Below are 20,471 nucleotides of genomic sequence, written 5' to 3'. Positions count from 1 at the left end.
ACAATTCTGCTGAAACTGTCGACTAAACGACAGTATCGGAAGATCGGTCGATGAAGTGACAAATTAACGATAATCGAGGGATGACATGCCTGAACATAAAAGAGTGGATCCACGAGCCATTCGCTCCAAAAAGATGCTGAAGCAGGCCGTTTTTTCATTACTGGCCGACAATCTGGAGATCTCTCAATTGACCGTTCAAAAAATTGCAACCCGCGCAGAACTGAATCGTGCCACGTTTTATTTGCATTATGAGGATATTAACGATTTGCTGCGCCAGATCGTGCATGAGATCTTTGACGACCTGTCCATGAAAGTCGAGCCGCTATTACAATTGAAGAGCCGAAACGAACGGGAGCAGCTGATTACATTTTTAAATTATTTTTATGAATACCGGAAAATTTTCGCCGTGTTGGTTGAGCATACGGGCTTCAAAACCCACTTGTCGAACCTATTGAAAAATACGATAGAACAACGCAGAGACGCAAGAAACATCAATTCCACGAGTCGGGTTGCCTCCGTTGATATTGTGGCATCATCACTTCTGGGGGTTATTATGTGGTGGATTAAGGATGGTACCGAGCATAGCGCTGAATACATTGCGGATCAGATTACCTTGATGTATAGAAGAAAGTATTTGTAACCGATTAGGCGAAAAGAAGGCGAAGCTTGGAACGTTAGAACCAATATGCATAGGAACATTGCAAATATTCCCAGTCCTCTATATCATGGACGTATCTTAAGTAAAAAGCCTATCCAAAGGAGAGTTGATCGGTGATCACCATTTATGAGGAACAGCGGCAAGGAGCTGTGGCGCACACGGTCGAACATGCTCAAGCATCGCTGGAGAAGTGCCTGGACGTCATCCGGCAGATGGATGGCTTCACACGCAGTCAGGTCAGCATTCAGCATATGGATAACATGATCATGATTGGCGGCGGCAGTCACGAGTTCATTGTGACGGTGGAGACAAGCACGGCGATTCACAACCTTCTCGGCTCACAGGAGGAGGAAGAGGAGTTTGTCGAGGTTACGTTAGGCGGCCAAGCCTGTGAGTTTCCTCAGCAGTACATCGTAAGCCTTGAGCTTGTAGAATCTGCGCTTCGACAGTTAGTAACCGATACACCCGCCGAATTGCACTGGGAAATCATCGAAAAATAATAGCGACAGCCAGTTTAGATATCCTGGCCCAGGAGGAGAAGAACATGCATACATGGGAAAGCTTAATGAAGCAATTAGAGCAGTTGGGCATTGACGGCAAAGGGACGCTCTTGGTCCATTCTTCCATGAAGAGTATGGGGCCGGTTGAAGGCGGCGCGGATACCGTCCTCGATGCACTGACAGCGTACATGAAAGAAGGGCTGCTGGTGCTGCCCACCCACACGTGGTCTTATATCAATGCGGATAATCCGAGATTTTACGTGGACCAATCCCCATCCTGTGTCGGAATCCTGCCGGAGCTTTTTCGCAAACGCCCTGATGTGGTGCGTTCGCTGCACCCCACGCATTCCGTGGCGGCATTAGGTCGGGATGCCATCACGTTCACAAGCGACGATCATCGTTTTGATACGCCATGCGCTAGAGGATCCGCTTGGGGCAAGCTGCTCGACCGCAAGGCGACGATTTTGTTAGTGGGTGTCGATTTGAAGCGCAATACCTTTATTCATGGAGTCGAAGAGTGGGTGGACATCCCGGGCAGGTTAACGGATGGCCATGAGAAGCTGTACACCGTTTTACCAGATGGAACGGAAATCCCGGTGCCTTCCCACAGACATTGCGGGTTGTCGTGGTCGGAGCATTTCTGGAAGGTCGATGAGGTCCTTGAAAGTCGGGGCGCGATGCATAAGGGGCATTTTGGCGATGCCGTTGTCCGGGTATGCGATGCGGCCGTGGTGGCGGATGTCATAACGGAAATGCTCAAGGACAATCCGGATTTGTTCTCGGATAATCATCCCTTGGACCATACAATGAGTAACGTTTAGATGAGGGCTAAGGGGTGAGCATCTTGGATTTGGATCATGAGATACCAGGACTGACCGGCTTTTGCATCAATCAAATAAGAGCGAACGCACTCGGCGTTCACTCTTATTATGCAGCTTATCTCATCAATGTCTCCATAAAATGCTCCTGGAACCGCTTGGCGTCGACGCCGATGCAGACGTTGACGTTCGGCCGGTCGGTACAACGCGGACGAAGATCGGCAATGGTTCTGCCATAGGAGTGGATGCCTTCCAGATCCACCTGGAGCACCATCGGCTGAACCTCGACCAGGCTCGGGTCGATCGCGACGGCTACTGCAAGCGGATCATGCAGGGCGCAGCCTGTCCGGTCGCCATAGGCTTCCCGGTAGCCTCCGATATAGTAGGTAGTTACATCGGCCAAGAAGCGGGTTAGATCCGAATCCAGGTCTCTCCAGCGCTGAATATCCTTTAGACTGAGCTCGGTCTGCATGGTCACATCCAGTCCGACCAGCGTAACCGGAACTCCGGATTGGAAGACGAGTTGGGCCGCTTCCGGATCGGAGCATACATTCGCTTCCGCATGCATTCGGCGGTTGCCCGACACGCCCACGGCTCCGCCCATCACGATAATCTGACGGACAAGCGACGATATCTCCGGCGCCTGCAGAATGGCCGCAGCCAGATTGGTCAACGGGCCGACGCAGATCAGTGTTACCTGCTTCGGATATCGCCGGATCTGATCCACCATAAAGGCAGCGGCCGACGTTGAGACCGGCTTAGCTGCCGGATCGGGGAATGCCAAGTTGCCGAGTCCATTCTCGCCATGAAACTGGACGGGATACGACTTCATCGAGGGATGGAACAAGGGGGCGGCTTCCCCCATGGCGACAGGAATCCCGGTTGCACCAAGCCGTTCCAATACATGGAGCGTATTTCGTGTCGCATCCTCCACCGGTACGTTTCCGAAACAGGTCGTTATCCCTAGAATATCAAGAGCCGAGGATCGGACAGCGTAGGCAATCGCCAAAGCGTCGTCAACGCCCGTATCCACATCCAATACGATTCGATTCATCAATCATGTTCCTCCTTTCTCTGACGGTTATGACAGCACCGTTCGGATATAATGCTGCAAGAACGCCTCTTCACGGACCTGCATGCAGACAGTGGCATTGGTCCGTGACTGTGGACGTCTGAAGTCGACCAGCGTTGCACCGGAAGATAGCTGTCCTTTTGTCTCAATATAGATGTAATAATCCTCCGTCTCCACAAGGGAAGCATCCTCAACGACAGCCAGTGCCAGCGGATCATGCATCAGCCGGTATCTGCCCTCGTTCAAACGGTCGCTTGCCTCAAAGCTGAAGGTGAATATATGCTGCATGAAAGCTTTTAACTCTGCCTGTTCATCCCTGAAGCCGCTCATGAGCTGTTGATAATGAGCCTCGCCGAACTTGGCCTTTCCGGTCACATCCAGGCCCACCATCGTGATCGGAATCCCGGACTTGAACACCCGGTGCGCCGCTTCGGGATCGCCGTGAATGTTGGCTTCGGATACGGGCGTTATATTGCCCGGCACCTTGATGGCGCCTCCCATCAGCACCAGCTTGGTTTTCTGCGCGATCGACGGGTCCTTGGCGAGCGCCACCGCCAAATTGGTCAGCCTGCCGGTGAAGACCAGCGTAATGTCATGCGCCTGTTCCCGCACCTTCCGCACGATGAAATCGGATGCCCTCTCGTTCACCGGCGATTGCCGCGCCTCCGGCAGTTCATATCCGGCCAGGCCGTTTGCTCCATGAATGGCGGTTACGTTTTCCCGTCGAGGGCGAAATAAAGGGGCATCCGCTCCCATGGCAACGGGAATTTCGTACCGGGGCTGCGCCAATTCCAGCACCTGGAGCGTATTCTTCGTCGCCTGCTTCACGTCCACATTGCCGAATACCGTTGTAATGCCTTCTATACGCAGCTTATTGGACTTTACGGCAAAGATGAGCGCCAGGGCATCATCCACGCCGGTATCCACATCCAAGAGGATGTGTTTAACCTGCTCCTGCTCCATATCGTTGTCACTCCCTTATTCCCTCATTTATGCTTGGCAAGCTCGTCCGCAAGCTCCGGTATCGCCAGAATGTTATGGCCGATATCCAGGGAGTGGCTGAGCCTGCTGATATGCGGCTGCTTCAGCATCGCCTGCTCCAGCACATCCAGATTCCAGAAGATGGCCCGCTTATCGTCATCCGCAATGACCCGACGGTTCGCCATGACGATGACCCTCTCGAAGTTGTTCACGACAAATTCCATATCATGCGTGATGGTGATGATGGTTTTTCCTTCCTGGTTTAAAGCCTCGATCAGATGGGCGAGCCGGGCCATGGCTGGAAGATCCTGACCTGCCGTCGGTTCATCCAGGATGATGACGCTGGAATCCATCGCAATGACGGAAGCAATCGTTACGAATTTACGCATGGAATAGGGTAAATTGTACGGATTGTCCTTAAGAAACGGAACGACGCCTGCCAGCTCCGCCGCTTTCATGACATTCGCTTTGACCTGTTCCTCCGGAAGGCCGAGCTTGCGGGGGCCGAATTCAATCTCGCTGTACACATCGTTATGAAAGATCTGATCGTCCGGGTTCTGGAACACATAGCCTACCTTCCGCGATATTTGCGCGGTGGTATAATCCTGTGTATTCCAGCCGTCGATGACGACATCCCCCTCGGAAGGCTTGAGCAGCCCGTTCATCATCTTGACGGTGGTCGTTTTACCTGCCCCGTTCTGGCCGACAATAGCAACGGATTCCCCCTTTTGAAAGGACATGTTGACGCCGTCCACCGCTTTGTAGCCGTTCGGATAGGCATAGGAAACATTCGTCAAAGTCAGAAAGCTCATGCGTTAACCCCCTTCTTCATCCATGTCTGCACGGCCTCGAGGGCTTCTTTTTCCGTTAAGGGGATGCTACCGAGTTCCATCCCCCGTTTGCGCATGTCCAGGCCGAACAGCGAATATTGGGGGAGCGCGGCTCCGAATGCCAGGGCACGCTCATCGGTAAGAATCTCCTGCGAGCTGCCTTGCATAGCTACTTCACCCTCGCTCAGCAGGATGACATCGTCGGCATATTCAGCAATCAGCTCAATTTTATGTTCGACGAGTATGATGGTTTTCCCCTTTTTCTTCATCAGCTCGATAATCTTGAACACTTCTTCCGTTCCCTTCGGATCAAGCTGCGAGGTCGGCTCGTCAATGACCAGCACATCCGGCTCCATGACGATGATGGAGGCAAGCGCAACCCGCTGCTTCTGGCCGCCGGAGAGCTCGAACGGGTTTTTGTCCCGCAAATAATCGATATCCAGCATGTTGATGACCTGATCCACCTTCTCCCGGATAAGTGTGGGCTCCATGCCCAGATTTTCAAGGCCGAATGCAATTTCCTCAAACACGTTATCCTTCACGCCGCTGATCTGTGTAAATGGATTCTGGAACACATAGCCGACCTTTTGGGAGAGCTCGCCCATGCCCCATTCGCGGATATCCTTGCCTTCAATCAGCACCTCGCCGCGCAGATCTCCCTTATAGAAGTGGGGGATAAACCCGCGAATGACGTTGCACAGGGTCGTTTTTCCGCCTCCGTTGGCCCCAATCAGCGCATACAGCTTGCCTCTTTCGATCGTCACATTCACGTTCTTTAGTGCATCGGACTCGCTGATCGGATATTGATAGGACAGATTCTTGATCGTAATGATACTCATAGCGCAACTCTCCAGACGATTAAGATAGCAAGCAGTACGACCAGCAAAATTCGAACCAGCCGGTCATGCTTTGTTTTCTCCAGTTTGTAGATGCTGCTTTTTTTGACATTGGCCGAGAAGGCTCTCGACTCCAGCGTCAGTACCCGTTCCTCCGTGCTCGCCACGGATCCGAGAATGAGCGGACTTAGGGTCGGCAGGAAGGCCTTCATGCGGACAAGCAGCTTGCCTTCGGTTTCAACGCCTCTTGTTTTTTGGGCATCCATGATGACGTGGGTCAGCTTTTTCATCTCCGGAATGAGCTGTAAGGTGGACAAGATGACATAGGTTACTTTGGACGGCAGGCCGATCTGTTCCAGGGAATGGACCAAATCCTTGACCTTGGTAATGCGGAAGAACAGAATGAAGGCTGATGCCACCGCCACGATTTTGGATGTCAGGAACAGGGCGAACTCAAGTCCTTCCCGCTTGATGGAGAAGATGCTCCAGCTCCACAGAATGTCGTTGCCGGGATAGAAGAAGCTCTGCAGGATAAAGATGAACACAACAATCATCAGCAGAGCCTTGATCGCCAGATTGGAAAACTCCTTAAAGCTGCCGGCGAAGTAGGCCAGCACCATGCAAATCGGTAGAACGGCGTAGCTGAACCCGTAGCCGGGCACGATAAATGCGGCCAAACATAAAGCGATGGTAATCATAAACTTGGTTGTTGGATAAAGACGGCTCAACAAGGACCGTTCGTTATTCACAAGAACCCCTCCTTTATGAAAGCGTATCCATTATGGACTACACGTCATTTCTTTTTGATAAAAGCTGCACCGTAATTGAGCTTGGACAAGTATCTTGGGGACATCTTCATCACGATGACAAAGGCAATGACGTTGCTGATGATTTTGTCGACGCTTTCTACCAGGATTTTGGTTGAGAATACCGCTGTCCAGATCTGCTGACCGGAGGCCAGGAATGTAGCAACCACGGCATCCGAAGAGTTGCCGGTCGCTCCGCCGAACATCAACACCTGGATCGGAGAGGCCACGATAAGAACGGTCAGTACGACAGCGAATGAAGACAAGATCACTTTCCACAGCTTCGTATACATGCCTCTCATGGAGAGGAGTCCGACCACCAGACCGACGGCCATTTGTACAGGCGTAAATGCGAACGAGACCGGGTTCGTTATGCCGACAACGAGATTGGTGCTCGCCCCCGTAATCATACCGACCCAAGGACCGGCAATCATGGCCGTCAGAATCGTCCCGATGGTGTTCAGGTAAATCGGCAGCTTGAGCAGCAGTATGATTTGCGCACCGACAAAGTTGATGGCGATCCCGATCGGGATCAACAAAATGGCCAACAACGAAAAATCATATTTAAATCCGCGTTTGAGTCCCATTGATTTTTCCCCCTAGAGCATAGTTTGTTTTCAAGCAATCCCTATTCGTCGGCTAAGATGGTATGGAGCGCGACCTCCACCATGTCGTGGAAGGACTTCTCGCTGTCTTGATGGGACGAGCGTTCATTGGTCAGCAGATGACTGCCTACCGTCAATATGGACAGGGCCTTGACGCCGTATTTCGCGGCCAGCGTGTATAGGGCGGCACTTTCCATCTCGACTGCGAGCACGCCGAACTCCATGAACTTATGAAGACGGTCCGAAGTTTCCCTATAGAATTCATCGGAGTTATAGATGTTGCCGACAAAGACATTCACCTGCTTCTCCTGAGCCAGTTGATGCGCTTTGCTTAACATGCCGTAATCGGCGGTTGGCGCGTAATTGCAGCCATGAAATATTTTTTCCATCAGATTGCTGTCCGAGGATACGGCTTGGGCCAGTACGATGTCGCGGACCTGAAGCTCATTTTGCATGGCGCCGCAAGTACCGATGCGGATCAGCTTTTTGACCCCGTAATCCTGAATCAGCTCCGTCGCATATATGCTCATGGTCGGGTTGCCCATTCCCGTACCCTGGACAGAAACGGGAACCCCTTTATAAAGACCGGTGTACCCGTACATGCCTCTCACTTCGTTGTAACAATTTACCTCCTCCAAAAAGTGCTCTGCCACAAACCTCGCCCGCAGCGGATCGCCGGGCAGCAGCACACGTTCTGCGATATCTCCCTGTTTTGCTCCCAAATGTATGCTCATCTTGCTCCTCCTGCTTACTGGCCTCCCTTTTAAGAAAGCGCTTTATTCTCGATCTGCCTTTATCATAGTCAGAATCGGAGGGATAACCAAGACCAGAATGTTACGGAGCTTAACGGAAAAATGCAACCATGAGTCTCATGGTTGCATTAATTCCTTACGGATATTTTCCAAATCTCGTTTGGTCGGTATTGTTGAAATAATGACCACGGGCACCGTATGCAGCTCGACGGGAAACGTACTGATCACGAAATCGATGCTGTGCTTCTGAATCATTTCATCGGTAAGCCCCTCCATAATGGAGGTGTTGATGATCAGCTCGTCACCGATTTCATTCTTGATGAGCTTGGCGACGTAATGGCGGATGGAGAATTCCTCGCCGATTAGCAGGAAAGCCTTTTTGCTGTTATAGCGCAGGCTGGAGCTGATCAACAGCGTCAGCTTCGTCAGATGATAGTCGTTATACTGAATGCCCGGGTAGCGCTGGCTCCACTCTAGCATGCAGCTCTTTACGCTCTGGTACATGGGCCGGCAATCCCTTTGGACGTATTCCGTCAGGCCGCTTGCCGAGACGGCGATCAGATCGGGAAGCGCATTTTCCAGCCGGAGCTTCTCAAAGAAATCTCCGATTTCCCAGATAAACCGGTCGTTCATATCAATCGCAGGGAACGCGGCAAGCGCCAGCATGAGAAAATGATTGATAACTTGATATTTTTCCTCCCCGATTTGCATGAGATTCGCTTTCTCCCTCGATATCATCGCGCTGACTTTCGCTTCATCATAATAATTGTATTGGCCTAAGCTGAACATGGCCTGCAGAAACCGGATTTCGTCCAGCGGCAAATGAATGGCGTACCGCTGTTCCAGCGCTCTGGCCAATGCGGCAACAGAGGCGTGAAGCATACGGTTCTCCCAGTCATATGGCCCGCTCCGAACATCCGCATATTTGCCCTGCAGCACTCGGGTAATCATGATCGCCGCCAGAAAAGACAAGCTTCGCTTGGCATTAAGGAAATACACGATGTCATTCTCCGACTCGATCGCCGTAACATACTCATGGATCTGGGCTTGGTCTATGTCGGCAAATGGCCAGCCTGAGAATTCATAGGCATCGTAAAACAATTTCCAGTAGAAATAACGAATACTGATTTCACTGCCTTTGACCTCTGGCATGGAATACGCAATGCGCAAATGGTATCGCTTCAATTCATGGTTGTTCAGCCGGATGATCAGCTTTTTCAGCGAGGAAGAGCTCATATACAGCTTGTCGGCCAGCTCATCCAGCGAGTAGCGCCCTCCCTCGGCAAAAAGCACATCGAGCAGCTGGTAGAAGGTTCTCTGCCTGTACATGGAAGAGATGACCTCGCCAATCGCGACATTTCGTTTATCATAGTGGAGAATGACGCCTTTCCCCCGCGAGATTTCAAAATGAATCGAAGGAGGAAGCTCCTGCTTGGCTTCATCGATAATTTTACGGATCGTTTTGTCCGATACGCCAAGCTGCTCTTCAATCTCGGCAAGGGTGAACCAGCGATATTCGGAATCGAGCAGGGTCAACAGCTTGTGTGTCAGTATGAATTCCTTTTCCATGCGTCTGTTATCCCCCTTACGGAACGAGTTGGTTAGATGTTGATCCTCTCACCGTTGATAGACCTAAGTATGGGACGTAATGTACGTATTTATAAATAGCCGCGTCAAACGTTCAGAAGGCTTCCTGTTTTACGCGGCATACAGTCCATGTGCTTTTTCTGTTTTGAGGATAGCTATGTCTCTCAGGACAAGTATCTTATAAGTAATCGTAATGGGCTATGGGGTTTTAATCAATCGGTATATCGGAAATTGAACGGCATGTTGGTGTAAACGCTTGATGACCGAATGATCAGCGAGGCGAGAATGTTCACAAAATGTTCACTTATGAAGAAGCCCCAAAATCGCTAAAATAACACGGTGAACCATTTATATAAGGGGTGATGATAGGGAATGGCAAACCAGAAGTACGTAGAGACAAGACTGCCTAGAAACGGAAAAGAGGGTATATTATTTTTATTGATCATATCGATTATTTCAGTAAACACGATCGCGCCGATTATTATGGGATTGGAACGCGGCTTTAGTAAAGAAGTTTACATGGATGGTCTAAAAGTGATTCCTATTATGTGGGTCATCGTCGTGTTATGCGTAAAGCTGATCGCAGGCCCGCTCGTTGGTAAGGTGATGCCCAAATTTGTGGGACAGACCGATGGATTCAATGCAAGAGTATTATTAAATATCGTTCTAAATGTAACGGTATTATCTCTGTTGCTCTCCATTATTGGCCCGATGGTTGGCACCAAACACATAAGTCTGGATCCGTTTAAAAATTTCCTCCATACCTGGCCTCGAAACTTTGGTGTAGCGTTCTGGATTGAAATGTTGGTCGCACAGCCTATAGCAAGATACGCCATGAAAATCTTACATTCAAGACAGGCGAGTAAAGCAGCGAGTGTTCAGTCGTAATATTGAAGATATTGCAAAAATATAAGGACGAGTGAATCAGTTAACGGAGAACCGGCGATAGCTGATCTACTGAAGCAAGGCCGTCGATGATGTCGACGGCCTTCTGTTTGCCCTGATTTATTTCACATTGCACTCTTGCAACCCGGAGCAGGCATCGGTATATCGGCAGAGACATGTCTGTCCAAGTTTCCCCGATTACTCCGGTGTTCCTTGCGTGACCCCAAGAACATACGTCTGCCAAGGCGTGTCTAGTGCTCCTTGCCCCGGGTTATAGGTAAAGAAGTACTCGACGGTATCCCCATGCTTCAGGTTGTTGACAGGGTAGGTATAGTTACCGTTCCCCGTTGGAGTCATGGCTACGTTTAACTGCCCGCCATTATTGATCTTATAATGTAAATCGGCAAAGGTTGCGCCATTGACATAGAACAGCAAGTCATCGCCGATCTTCTTCAGGCCCTTCACCTCATCGCCGATGACGATAACGGTGGATGATGCCGGTACAACGGTGATCGTGGCGTTGGCTGCTTTATTGCCATCAGCGGTCTTCGCCGTGACGGTTGTTGTACCCTGAGCGAGTCCGGTCACGAGACCGTTCGGACTCACGGAAGCGACGCTGGAACCGGAAACGGACCAGGTGACCTGCTTATTCGTTGCATTGGACGGTGCCACGCTGGCATTTAATTGAACACGCTGCCCGACTTCGACCTGTGTCGTGGTCGGACTCACTGTTACGCCGGTAACCGGCACGTTTCCTGGATTCTGGCCGCCGCCTTCCCCTTCTTTATACACACGCACATAGTCTACCTGCATCGTTGCAGGGATATCGGACGGATCCGGGGTCCGGCCGCCATCAAAGGTCCCGCCGATCGCTAGATTCATAATGAGGTAAAACGGCTGATCGAAAGGCGCATTTGGATTGTTCGGCGCCGCTGCGGAATACCATTGATCCCGGGTCACTTTAAAGAAGAACTTGCCATCCACATACCATTTAATGTTGTCCTCCTCCCAGACTACGGAATAAACATGATAGTCATTGGCAAAGGTTTGCCCTTCAGGGAAGTGATATTCACCGGAAAGATACCGGTTCGTCGGCCATTGTCCCCCAAAGTGTACGGCGCCGCTCGTCGAGCCTGGCAAGCGTCCTTTTGCTTCCATCACGTCGATTTCACCGGATGATGCCCATGTTCCATACACATTATCCTGGGGAAGCATCCAGAGCGCAGGCCAGATGCCGTTGCCTGTAGGCAGCTTTGCACGGAAGTCCACTCGGCCGTACTTGAGGGAAAAATGATCTTTGGTGTTAATCTTGCCAGAGGAGTATTGTGCATACCGACTTGGATCCTGCGGAAAGGATTTTGGCTCGTTCAAGGCCTTGATATTAAGTTTTCCGTCCTGTACAAAAACATTTTGTGCATGATCGGTATAATGCTGCAGCTCCGAATTGCCCCAACCCCAGGTATTGGGATCGTCATTGAGATAGTAACCTGTTTCATAATTCCATTTGCTCTGATCGAGCGCGGTTCCATTAAATTCATCTTGCCAGATGAGATTCCTACCCTCGATGGCTGGGTCGTTTGGCGTTCCGATCGGAATATCCTCCTGATCGGTTACATCTGGACGAGGAGCATCTGGGTTGCCAATCAGGGTATAGTTGACGAAATTGCTGCCCACACTTCCACCTGCCTGTCCATTTTGTGGATAGCCGATACGGATCTGCATATCCACCTGGATCGGCTGGAACCACAGGCCATAGATATGGTCGGCCCAATATCCCCACTGGTTGGCATCGGACATGTTATTGTAGCCATTAGCGGAGTAAACGAATCCACTCTGACTTGAGTTATCCAGATCCACCCATTGCCCGTTGATGTTAATCTGGTATACGAAATTGCCAAGCTCCGTGCCGATTGGCGCACCCCCATCAATCTTAGGTAGCGGGATGCCGATAGCGCCGCTCGCATCGGCTGTAAAGGTCGTTCCTTCATAAGGCGTAAGGACATAAGAGTTTCTTACGGGCTCATTAAAGGTGATGGTATAGACGATGTTAGCCGAAGAGGTCTTTGATTCTAATTTGACGTTAATCGATTCCGTTACGTTAAACCAGTAGCCGCCTCCTCCGTCAGTGAATTGGCCAAAATTTTGATCATAGATCCAGCCGCTGGCTGCATTGTTGTCGATATCGATCCACTGGCTGCTGTTTACAGGCTTCACATACACTTTCAAATCATCTGCTACGGCCGCATAGGTTATGGCCGGATCATTGTTGAAAATAGGATAGGTAAAGCCGGCACCGCCGGTAAACCCTGCTGTAATTTGCGGTCCTTGGGTCGGGGTCATCGCGGTGATGGTTGTTTTGTTGATGTTTTGAAAGACAAGTGAATATTCAAGCGTAACCCCATTGGCTTTGGAGTACAGCTGAATATCGGTCGTTGCGGAGAGCGTGAACCAATAGCCGGTAAAGCCGCCGTCGTTCCAGTGCCCCCAGTTCTGGTTATAGACAAAGCTGCTGACACTGTCGATATCGACCCAGCTGCCATTTACTTTCACCTTTACTCCCAGGTCCTGGGCAACATCATTCCAGGTGGCAGAGCCTCCGTTGAATATCGGCATGACAAAACCGTAGCTGGCCTGCCCAACGCCTGATTTTGTGATGATAGGTCCGTCTGCAGCTGAAAAGTAAGACATCGAGGCAATGGTGGTTCCAGCAGCCTGAACCTTCGAAGTCGGCAATAGACCGATGCCAGCCAGCATCACGATCGCTAAGAACAAACTCAATACCTTTTGCCTATACCGCCTTTCCGAAATTTGAGATCGCTTCATAAATACCCTCCCTTAAGATAAATGAATTCCCCAGCATATGCGAATAAAGGAAAACGCTTACAATGGAGACATCTTAATTCTATCGAATTTCATAATCAGAAGGATAGGTACCATTTTTTTGGTTGGGCCCCATTATTTCGGGTTTATATGAATGAGCGCAACGGTCATCAAGATCCAGCTGTGATGAAGACGGCGCATTATGGCCATTCCTTGCGGGATGGCCATACATTGGCTTACAGGTAAATCCTTCGGGCTTCCTCATTGAAGAATTCGATCACGTTCGGATACTTGGTTATATCGATCTGGTTCTGCCTCATCATCTTCTGAATAAAGATGGCATCAGTAAAAATGTAATTGATGATCGCTTCGCACCATACCGGAGTGCCTTTAAAGTAATCGACCAGATCATCAATTTCATCAAACTTAAAATAAAGGATATAACAAACGTAATTCTGGAGCAGCATACGGAAACAATGCTGTCTATAGGGGTTCAGGCGATTGTCCGAGAGAAAGTCTTTCATAATACCGAATAACGTTGTTTTATTCTCGGCGTTCATATGAATCAAATCATCAACGTTATTGATCAGCTGTAATAGTACGTCTAAACCCTCTTCGGAAGGCATGATTAGCTTGGGTAATTTACCCTCGATGGACCTTAACAGCTCCAGTGTGAGATCCTTGCAGGCATGAATTTCATGAGGAGCGATGAACAGTTGGTCTCTATGCTTGTCGAGATTCTCGCTATAGTAATCGTGATATACAGTAAAATAATGCTCCATAAGGATATTGGTTTTCGTATGAATCAAATCTTGCCCGTTGAATGAAAAGGCGTAGAGCGTCTCCTCATTAACCGGGTGAGCATACAGGTAGAAAAAGAAAAAGAAGTCCCTTAATTGTTGCCTCTGCTCCTCGTTCAACCGGGAGGCATCCGTCAACTGAGCCAACTGAAAAAAGCAGTAGTTCTTCATAAAATCATTCATGGCAAGGAATGGATTGGTCCTTACGATGGATGTAGTCTTGTTGATCGTAAATAACAGGTAATAGAGCACGAGTTCGTCATAGACGTCCAGATGGTTAAAAAATGCCGAGAGCACAGGCTTCCAGTCCGGGCTCGCAGCATAATGGGGATCTCGGGGCTGTAATTCGTACGTCCATTCAACAAAGGCCTCATCTTTACGTTCGACAAAGAATAATTCAGCGCCATCTTCCTCAAGAAGTCCATATTCAAAGCCGTCCAACGGAACGGACGGCAATCCTCTATTGAATTTTAGATTCAGATATTCATGATATAGTAATTGAAGTTTCATCCTTCATATCCTCGGTTTCATCTATAATTTAGGTCCGTATACATATTCAACATATAGAAGGGCATTCCTCTGCTCGTCGATATCATAAATGTATTGTGCTGACTTGTCCCATTCCGTTCCATTCCAAATCATAGTTTGGCATTTCCATTCATGCGTTCGATCAGGTCGAACGGATATCATTTCTCGTTCCCTGCATCGCCCGCCATGCCTCGCTAGGAAAACATTGATTCACCGTCCGGTTGTATGGACGGAGTTCAGGATTGGAGGGCTTCGGAAAGGGCGCGATGTATTTCTTTGAGCTTCATAACGATGCAAATTTCAATTGCCGGGTTTACGGAAAGGGTGTACACTGGGTGCCGAAGTGACCATTATAGAACAGGGTGTGTTTCATATTTTCAAACTGCGCCAATTCTATTTAAATCATCTAAAGCGAAAAATGTTCAACAAAATCGTTGTGCTGTATTCAACCGTCATGATCGTGCTGTTCGCGATTGCGGCAACTCTGGTTTATCAATACCAGACGCAGCGCATACTCCGTGAACAGACCGATGCGAATCTCAAATCCGCGCATGTTCTGAATATTTATTTGAGTCGGCAGTATGAGGGGATACAGAATATATTTCAGCAGATTTACGGAGATGCCACGCTGAGCGATGAGCTGATCTATTTTTTGAACCATGAATATGAGAGTTACCTGAAATACCGGCTGGATTTGTACACAAGGACAGGGGAGCAGCGTTTACGGTCTTTCAATACCTTGCTGAAAAATTATCTGGAGCAGGAATCAAGCGGCAGAAGTGTGTCAATCTACAGTTATCCGAACAATTTTTACATGCATATCAGCCGGACCAACCAGCAGTTGAACAATGAAGCGGGTTCCAAGAACAAGTGGGAGACCTGGTTCGCCCGCCGGGAGCAGCACAGCTGGGATACCATGCCTCAAAACGAGTCCTCGGGTTCGTCCGGAGGTTCCAGTCCAAGATCGTATTCCTATTCGAGAGAGCTGAAGGATCCGTGGACGCTGAATCGGGTGGGAATGATGAATGTGGAGTTCGACGCCCGGCAAATTTCATCCTGGCTGGAGAGCCGTGCTTCAGTAAAAGGCCGAATTCTAGTGTTGAACGCGCAGGGAACCGTTATTTACGATTCAGAGGATGAGTACTACGGTCAAGCCTTTCCCTACCACTTAGAGCAGGAAAAAGCCGGGGACTGGGTGGAGCTGGATGAACCCTCCAAAGTAAACATATTAAATGTCGGCAATGCGGGACTGTCAGTGGTGGGGATTGTGTCGCAATCCCTGATCGAAGAAAGCACAGAGAGTTTAAGAACCGGACTGATCCTGGTCACCCTGGTGTTTATGGCGGCTAGTTTCGCGATTACGTTTACGATCGTTCGCAAGTTCTCCAAAAAAGTGCAGCGGATTATTCGCTCGATGAACCGGATCGGCGAAGGCGATCTGTCGACGCGTATACAGATGTCCGGCGAAGATGAGCTTCAGCAGATTTCCCGCCGGTTTAACGACATGGGCGACCGCTTGGAGCAATATATCGATAAAATGTATACCTCGGAAATCAAGCAAAAAAACGCGGAGCTGGTTGCACTGCAATCCCAGATTAACCCCCATTTTCTATATAATACGCTCGAATCGATACGCATGAAGGCGTATTTCGTGGGGGCAAAAGAAGTGGGTCAAATGATATACAGCTTGTCGGTCATGTTCAAGAACATGGTGAAAAAAAGCACGGTGGTTACCGTTGAAGAGGAAATAGACATGTGTTCCGTTTATCTCGACTTGTTCCGCATTCGCTATGACGGACGGCTGGAGACGGAAATCGAGGTGGATCCGGAAATCCAAAATGTCAGCATTATCAAGCTGCTGGTCCAGCCGATCGTGGAGAACTATATCGTTCATGGATTTCGTCCGCTGGAAGACAACAATAAAATTTCAGTCTGTGCCCGTCGGGCAGATGACCGGGTTGTGATCATCGTATCGGACAATGGAACGGGCATACCGGAGGAAAAGCTGACCCAAATCCGCGGCACTTTGGATAAGGTCCTCCAGCCTCCCGACAAAGGTTACCGTTCGATCGGGCTGATGAACGTGCATGAACGAATCGTGCTGAATTACGGAAATGATTACGGAGTGACCATAAACAGCACAGAAGGACAGGGAACCGAGGTCCGCATGGAAATACCGATGCTTCGTAAGGGGGAGACGACATGAGGAAGGTATTTTTTGTTGATGACGAGCCTTTGATTGCTCAGGGCTTGGCCACCATTGTGGATTGGCAGAATTACGACCTGCACGTAACAGGTTCGGCCAACGATGGGTTACAAGCGCTTGAGCGGTTGAGGGAAGAGCCGGTGGATTTGCTGATCACGGATATTATGATGCCAAGAATGAACGGGCTCGAGCTTATCAAGAAGGTTAAAGAAATGCATCCCCGCACCAAATTTATTGTGCTGAGCGGGTACGAAGAATTTGAATATGTGAAGGTGGGGATCACGCTCGGCATTCAGAATTACATTTTGAAGCCGATCAACATCGAGGAGCTGGAAGCCACCATTAAGCATATCCGCGGCGATTGGGAGCGCGAGGAGTTGAAACGGTTTCGCTCCGAGGAGGATTGGAAGATCCTTCGAAGCAATATTTTGCAGCGTTGGGTCAACGGCGAAATTAAAAGCTCGGAATTAAAACAAAGAGCCGAACTTCTCGGCATTCCGCTGAATTATGTGTCTTACCAGGTTTATGTTTTGCGGCTCATATCCGACGAACGCCCGGTATCCCAGCTTTATCGCTTAACCAGCCTAGCCGATGAATATTGCCGGGCTTTTTCGGAAGAGCTTGGGGGAGATCATGAGGTAATTTGCTTCCCCGATGCGGATGACGACATCGTCGTGATGTCGGTCGCGATGAATGAACGGAGGGATGCCGCACGGGAGGGCATGAGAAATGCCATGGTTAAGCTGCGAGAGCTGACTGGCTTGCGCATGTGGTGCTCCGAAGGGAATGCGGGACTCAATGATTTCAAAGATATTCAGGAGAGCTACAGGAAAGCGAAGGGCCATTTCAACGCCTGCCTGATTGCCGGAGATGACATGACCCTTTACAGTTCGCCTGCGGAACCGGAGACCGTTCAGGCTTCTTCGCCGTCCGCTCGTCCCGACACGTTCGCAAAGCTGCTGATCGAGGGAGACGTTCCCTCCTTGCAGGCTTATATCGAGTCTGTTCTCGGCGATGGCAGTGGGGAGCAGACGGTACCCCGGGGAACCTGCTTGAATGCGGCAGTCCAACTGATGATCGCGGCGAAGGATATGGAGAAAAACCCCGATTACAGCGAGATATTTACCCCAATGCACCGGATTAATACGCTACAGGGGCTCCGAAATCATGTATGGCGTATCGTCGAGCGCAGTCTCGCGCGCCTGCAAGAAGCGGATCAGGGCTATAGCCTGCATGTCTCGTTTCTTGTGGAACAGGTGCAGCATCATTATCCGGAAGAGCTTTCTCTGAAGACGCTCAGTCAGCGGCTGCAGATGCATCCGAATTATTTGGGGCAGCTTTTTCAACAGGAGGTCGGCGCAAGCTTCTCGGATTATTTGAACCAGTACCGCATCGAGAAAGCAACACAGCTTCTATTACATACGGATCAGAAGACGGCGGATATTGCGTTCAGCGTAGGTTATACGGACAGCTCGTACTTTTACAGGCAGTTCAAAAAATATACAGGCGTATCTCCAACCGAAATGAGGTCCATGTATCGGATCTAAATGAACAGTAAACCATTAGCGACAGGCTCAGGGTGGATAACCTTTTGGCCTGTTCTTTGCTGTTTTTGGGGGATTCTTTAATTTATCCATCCCGTTCTAGTATTTTTCAACTTGAGCACGATAGCGCTTACTTGGCACAATGATAGTAGTTAAAGGGCGAGTGATAGAATAGCCGCATCGACAAAGATCATGGGGGATCTTCTACAACAGTCGCATCACTTGTATTTAACAGGGAAGAGGAGGAGTGCTCATGTCGGGGTTCATCAAAAAGGTAATACGCAACCGGTTTATGCTGCTGATGATACTGCCCGGAACCATCTGGTTTCTTATCTTTGCTTACTTGCCTATGTTCGGCACCGTTCTCGCTTTTAAGGACTTCCGTATAAGTCCGGACGGCTTTTTCGCCAGCGTGTTCAACAGCGAATGGGTAGGGTTCAAAAACTTCGAGTATCTGTTTACAACCAATGATGCCTATATCATTACGAGAAATACAATCCTATACAACCTGGCTTTTATCATCCTGGGTCTGGTCTTTGCAGTGGGCTTTGCGATCATGCTAAGCGAGCTTGTCAACAAGCGGACGGCCAAGGTATATCAGACCGGCATGTTTTTGCCGCATTTTTTGTCGTGGGTTATTATCAGTTATTTTGCGTTCACCTTCCTGAGTGTGGACAAAGGGACGCTGAATCAGATCATTACCTATTTCGGAGGAGATCCGGTCAGTTGGTATTCGGAAGCGAAGTATTGGCCCTTCATTCTCGTTTTTGTCGGCATCTGGAAAGGCGTGGGCTACAACAGCGTGATTTACCTGGCCGCTATTACAGGGATCGACAAGTCTTATTATGAAGCGGCTGTCATCGACGGAGCCACCAAGTGGAAGCAGGTGCGATACATAACGATTCCGCTGTTGAAACCGCTAATGATCATACTGACCATATTGGCAATCGGGGGCATCTTCCGTTCCGATTTCGGATTGTTCTATCAGCTTCCGAAGGATTCGGGCGCCTTGTATCCGGTCACGAATGTTATCGATACCTTCGTTTACCGTGGACTCATCAATATGGGAGATATCGGAATGAGTACGGCGGCGGGCTTGTACCAATCGCTTGTAGGATTGATTCTGATTCTGGTCGCTAACTATATCGTTCGTAAAATTGAAAAAGATCATGCGATCTTCTAATCCGAGGGAGGTGTACCTATAATGCCGCAGCTATCCACGCAAACCGCGAATCCGCCGGCAAAGCGTTCAAAGAAGAGAGATTACAACGCCATCTCCCCATTGTGGAATACGATTTTCAATATCGTGATCGGCATTTTCTCGTTTTCCTGTATCTTTCCGTTTCTATTTGTTATTATTATTTCCCTGACGGACGAACAGACGCTGGTCTTGGAAGGTTTTAGGCTGCTGCCGAGTCAGTTCAGTACGGCAGCGTATGAATATATTTTCGAAACGGGAGGCGAATTGCTATCCTCATTCAGCTTAACGCTCCTGGTCACGGTACTGGGGACGCTGGTAAGTCTGGCTTTGGTTACGACTTATGCCTATGCATTGTCCCGTCGAAACTTTGAATTTAGAGGCTTTTTCAGCTTCCTTGCATTCTTTACCATGCTGTTCTCGGGTGGTATGGTACCTGGTTATATCGTGATGACCCAGTTTCTGCATCTGCAGAACACAATCTGGGCGTTGATATTTCCTTTATCCTTGAGCGCGTTCTCCATCATTGTCATGAGGACCTTTTTCCAAACGACGATTCCGGATGAAATTATTGAGTCCGCCAAAATCGATGGCGCCGGCGAATTTCTGACCTTTATCCGAATCGTGATGCCGGTCTCGCTGCCGGGGATTGCCACAATTGGTTTGTTCAGCTCTTTGGGGTACTGGAACGACTGGTTCAACGCCTTGCTGTATTATAACAATCCGCAGGCAACGCCTCCGCTGCAGTTCATGCTCATGAAGATCGAGAAGAACATGGACTTTCTGACGCAGAATGCGCAAAATATCGGTTCATTCGATGCAGCAGCTGGCCTGCCGACAGAGACGGTGAGGATGGCGATGGTCGTATTGGCGACACTGCCGATTGTTATGGCGTATCCGTTCTTTCAACGATATTTTGTCCAGGGTCTGACTGTAGGCTCGGTTAAAGGATAATTTCAAGCATAATTTCATAAGGTTGTACCCGCATCGCACACTGCCGGAGAAATCCGGCTTTGATGTCTCATGTGTGTAAGCGGTGTCAATA

The 20,471-nt window shown here is 49.5% G+C and carries 18 protein-coding genes; 8 read left to right on the top strand and 10 right to left on the bottom strand.

The window, feature by feature from the left end:
* Positions 1-85: 85 nt before the first annotated feature.
* The 3 genes from MHH48_RS34225 to MHH48_RS34215 all read left to right on the top strand — a co-directional run bounded on the left by MHH48_RS34225 (position 86) and on the right by MHH48_RS34215 (position 1,979).
* Positions 86-640, top strand: a complete 555-nt coding sequence (locus tag MHH48_RS34225; protein ID WP_076323666.1) for a TetR-like C-terminal domain-containing protein — start codon at positions 86-88, stop codon at positions 638-640.
* Positions 641-771: 131 nt separating this feature from the next.
* Positions 772-1,158, top strand: coding sequence for a hypothetical protein (locus tag MHH48_RS34220; protein ID WP_076323667.1), 387 nt, complete (start codon positions 772-774; stop codon positions 1,156-1,158).
* Positions 1,159-1,202: 44 nt separating this feature from the next.
* Positions 1,203-1,979, top strand: coding sequence for an AAC(3) family N-acetyltransferase (locus tag MHH48_RS34215; RefSeq protein ID WP_076323668.1), 777 nt, complete (start codon positions 1,203-1,205; stop codon positions 1,977-1,979).
* A gap of 115 nt (positions 1,980-2,094) precedes the next feature.
* Here MHH48_RS34215 and MHH48_RS34210 read toward each other — a convergent pair whose 3' ends face one another.
* The 8 genes from MHH48_RS34210 to MHH48_RS34175 all read right to left on the bottom strand — a co-directional run bounded on the left by MHH48_RS34210 (position 2,095) and on the right by MHH48_RS34175 (position 9,427).
* Complete coding sequence (locus MHH48_RS34210) at positions 2,095-3,030, bottom strand: nucleoside hydrolase (RefSeq protein WP_076323669.1); 936 nt, start codon at positions 3,028-3,030, stop codon at positions 2,095-2,097.
* A 27-nt stretch (positions 3,031-3,057) separates the two neighbouring features.
* On the bottom strand, positions 3,058-4,011 hold the full coding sequence (locus MHH48_RS34205) for a nucleoside hydrolase (RefSeq protein ID WP_076323670.1): 954 nt from the start codon (positions 4,009-4,011) through the stop codon (positions 3,058-3,060).
* A gap of 23 nt (positions 4,012-4,034) precedes the next feature.
* Positions 4,035-4,841 (bottom strand): ABC transporter ATP-binding protein, encoded by an 807-nt coding sequence (locus MHH48_RS34200; RefSeq protein ID WP_076323671.1) that lies wholly within the window; start codon positions 4,839-4,841, stop codon positions 4,035-4,037.
* Complete coding sequence (locus MHH48_RS34195) at positions 4,838-5,698, bottom strand: ABC transporter ATP-binding protein (protein ID WP_076323672.1); 861 nt, start codon at positions 5,696-5,698, stop codon at positions 4,838-4,840. The genes MHH48_RS34200 and MHH48_RS34195 overlap by 4 nt, the downstream gene beginning before the upstream one ends.
* Positions 5,695-6,444 carry an energy-coupling factor transporter transmembrane component T gene (locus tag MHH48_RS34190; protein ID WP_076323673.1) on the bottom strand — a complete coding sequence of 250 codons (750 nt, stop codon included), beginning with the start codon at positions 6,442-6,444 and terminating at the stop codon, positions 5,695-5,697. Before MHH48_RS34190 ends, MHH48_RS34195 begins: the two co-directional genes overlap by 4 nt.
* A gap of 44 nt (positions 6,445-6,488) precedes the next feature.
* Positions 6,489-7,088, bottom strand: coding sequence for an ECF transporter S component (locus tag MHH48_RS34185; protein WP_076323674.1), 600 nt, complete (start codon positions 7,086-7,088; stop codon positions 6,489-6,491).
* A gap of 41 nt (positions 7,089-7,129) precedes the next feature.
* Complete coding sequence (gene deoD, locus MHH48_RS34180; protein WP_076323675.1) at positions 7,130-7,840, bottom strand: purine-nucleoside phosphorylase; 711 nt, start codon at positions 7,838-7,840, stop codon at positions 7,130-7,132.
* A gap of 135 nt (positions 7,841-7,975) precedes the next feature.
* On the bottom strand, positions 7,976-9,427 hold the full coding sequence (locus MHH48_RS34175) for a helix-turn-helix domain-containing protein (RefSeq protein WP_076323676.1): 1,452 nt from the start codon (positions 9,425-9,427) through the stop codon (positions 7,976-7,978).
* 390 nt (positions 9,428-9,817) lie between these two features.
* On the opposite strand from MHH48_RS34175, the gene MHH48_RS34170 reads away from it, so the two are divergent.
* On the top strand, positions 9,818-10,333 hold the full coding sequence (locus MHH48_RS34170; protein WP_076323677.1) for a hypothetical protein: 516 nt from the start codon (positions 9,818-9,820) through the stop codon (positions 10,331-10,333).
* 195 nt (positions 10,334-10,528) lie between these two features.
* Here the strand turns inward: MHH48_RS34170 and MHH48_RS34165 are convergent, their stop codons facing one another.
* A complete protein-coding gene (locus MHH48_RS34165) occupies positions 10,529-13,153 on the bottom strand; it encodes a family 16 glycosylhydrolase (protein WP_076323678.1) in 2,625 nt (874 codons plus the stop codon).
* Positions 13,154-13,386: 233 nt separating this feature from the next.
* A complete protein-coding gene (locus MHH48_RS34160; RefSeq protein WP_076323679.1) occupies positions 13,387-14,460 on the bottom strand; it encodes a hypothetical protein in 1,074 nt (357 codons plus the stop codon).
* 322 nt (positions 14,461-14,782) lie between these two features.
* Between MHH48_RS34160 and MHH48_RS34155 the strand changes: the two genes are divergently transcribed.
* The 4 genes from MHH48_RS34155 (at position 14,783) to MHH48_RS34140 (ending at position 20,380) form a co-directional block, all read left to right on the top strand.
* The gene (locus MHH48_RS34155; RefSeq protein WP_256720633.1) at positions 14,783-16,684 is read left to right on the top strand and encodes a sensor histidine kinase; all 1,902 of its coding nucleotides are present in this window, start codon (positions 14,783-14,785) and stop codon (positions 16,682-16,684) included.
* The gene (locus MHH48_RS34150) at positions 16,681-18,231 is read left to right on the top strand and encodes a response regulator transcription factor (protein WP_076323680.1); all 1,551 of its coding nucleotides are present in this window, start codon (positions 16,681-16,683) and stop codon (positions 18,229-18,231) included. The genes MHH48_RS34155 and MHH48_RS34150 overlap by 4 nt, the downstream gene beginning before the upstream one ends.
* A 250-nt stretch (positions 18,232-18,481) precedes the next feature.
* Positions 18,482-19,411, top strand: a complete 930-nt coding sequence (locus tag MHH48_RS34145; protein ID WP_076323681.1) for a sugar ABC transporter permease — start codon at positions 18,482-18,484, stop codon at positions 19,409-19,411.
* Between the two features lie 21 nt (positions 19,412-19,432).
* Positions 19,433-20,380 carry a carbohydrate ABC transporter permease gene (locus MHH48_RS34140; protein ID WP_076323682.1) on the top strand — a complete coding sequence of 316 codons (948 nt, stop codon included), beginning with the start codon at positions 19,433-19,435 and terminating at the stop codon, positions 20,378-20,380.
* Positions 20,381-20,471: the final 91 nt, after the last annotated feature.

The sequence above is a fragment of the Paenibacillus sp. FSL F4-0100 genome (assembly GCF_037993005.1).
Taxonomy (GTDB): domain Bacteria; phylum Bacillota; class Bacilli; order Paenibacillales; family Paenibacillaceae; genus Paenibacillus_AQ.
This window is presented reverse-complemented; position numbering and strand designations above follow the sequence as displayed.

Bases quoted from the DNA above. Each gene is read 5' to 3' on its own strand.
- MHH48_RS34205 (WP_076323670.1), bottom strand. From the start codon at position 4,011: ATGGAGCAGGAGCAGGTTAAACACATCCTCTTGGATGTGGATACCGGC.
- MHH48_RS34200 (WP_076323671.1), bottom strand. From the start codon at position 4,841: ATGAGCTTTCTGACTTTGACGAATGTTTCCTATGCCTATCCGAACGGC.
- MHH48_RS34150 (WP_076323680.1), top strand. From the start codon at position 16,681: ATGAGGAAGGTATTTTTTGTTGATGACGAGCCTTTGATTGCTCAGGGC.
- MHH48_RS34195 (WP_076323672.1), bottom strand. From the start codon at position 5,698: ATGAGTATCATTACGATCAAGAATCTGTCCTATCAATATCCGATCAGC.
- MHH48_RS34170 (WP_076323677.1), top strand. From the start codon at position 9,818: ATGGCAAACCAGAAGTACGTAGAGACAAGACTGCCTAGAAACGGAAAA.
- deoD (WP_076323675.1), bottom strand. From the start codon at position 7,840: ATGAGCATACATTTGGGAGCAAAACAGGGAGATATCGCAGAACGTGTG.
- MHH48_RS34225 (WP_076323666.1), top strand. From the start codon at position 86: ATGCCTGAACATAAAAGAGTGGATCCACGAGCCATTCGCTCCAAAAAG.
- MHH48_RS34175 (WP_076323676.1), bottom strand. From the start codon at position 9,427: ATGGAAAAGGAATTCATACTGACACACAAGCTGTTGACCCTGCTCGAT.
- MHH48_RS34185 (WP_076323674.1), bottom strand. From the start codon at position 7,088: ATGGGACTCAAACGCGGATTTAAATATGATTTTTCGTTGTTGGCCATT.
- MHH48_RS34165 (WP_076323678.1), bottom strand. From the start codon at position 13,153: ATGAAGCGATCTCAAATTTCGGAAAGGCGGTATAGGCAAAAGGTATTG.
- MHH48_RS34145 (WP_076323681.1), top strand. From the start codon at position 18,482: ATGTCGGGGTTCATCAAAAAGGTAATACGCAACCGGTTTATGCTGCTG.
- MHH48_RS34215 (WP_076323668.1), top strand. From the start codon at position 1,203: ATGCATACATGGGAAAGCTTAATGAAGCAATTAGAGCAGTTGGGCATT.
- MHH48_RS34160 (WP_076323679.1), bottom strand. From the start codon at position 14,460: ATGAAACTTCAATTACTATATCATGAATATCTGAATCTAAAATTCAAT.
- MHH48_RS34210 (WP_076323669.1), bottom strand. From the start codon at position 3,030: ATGAATCGAATCGTATTGGATGTGGATACGGGCGTTGACGACGCTTTG.
- MHH48_RS34140 (WP_076323682.1), top strand. From the start codon at position 19,433: ATGCCGCAGCTATCCACGCAAACCGCGAATCCGCCGGCAAAGCGTTCA.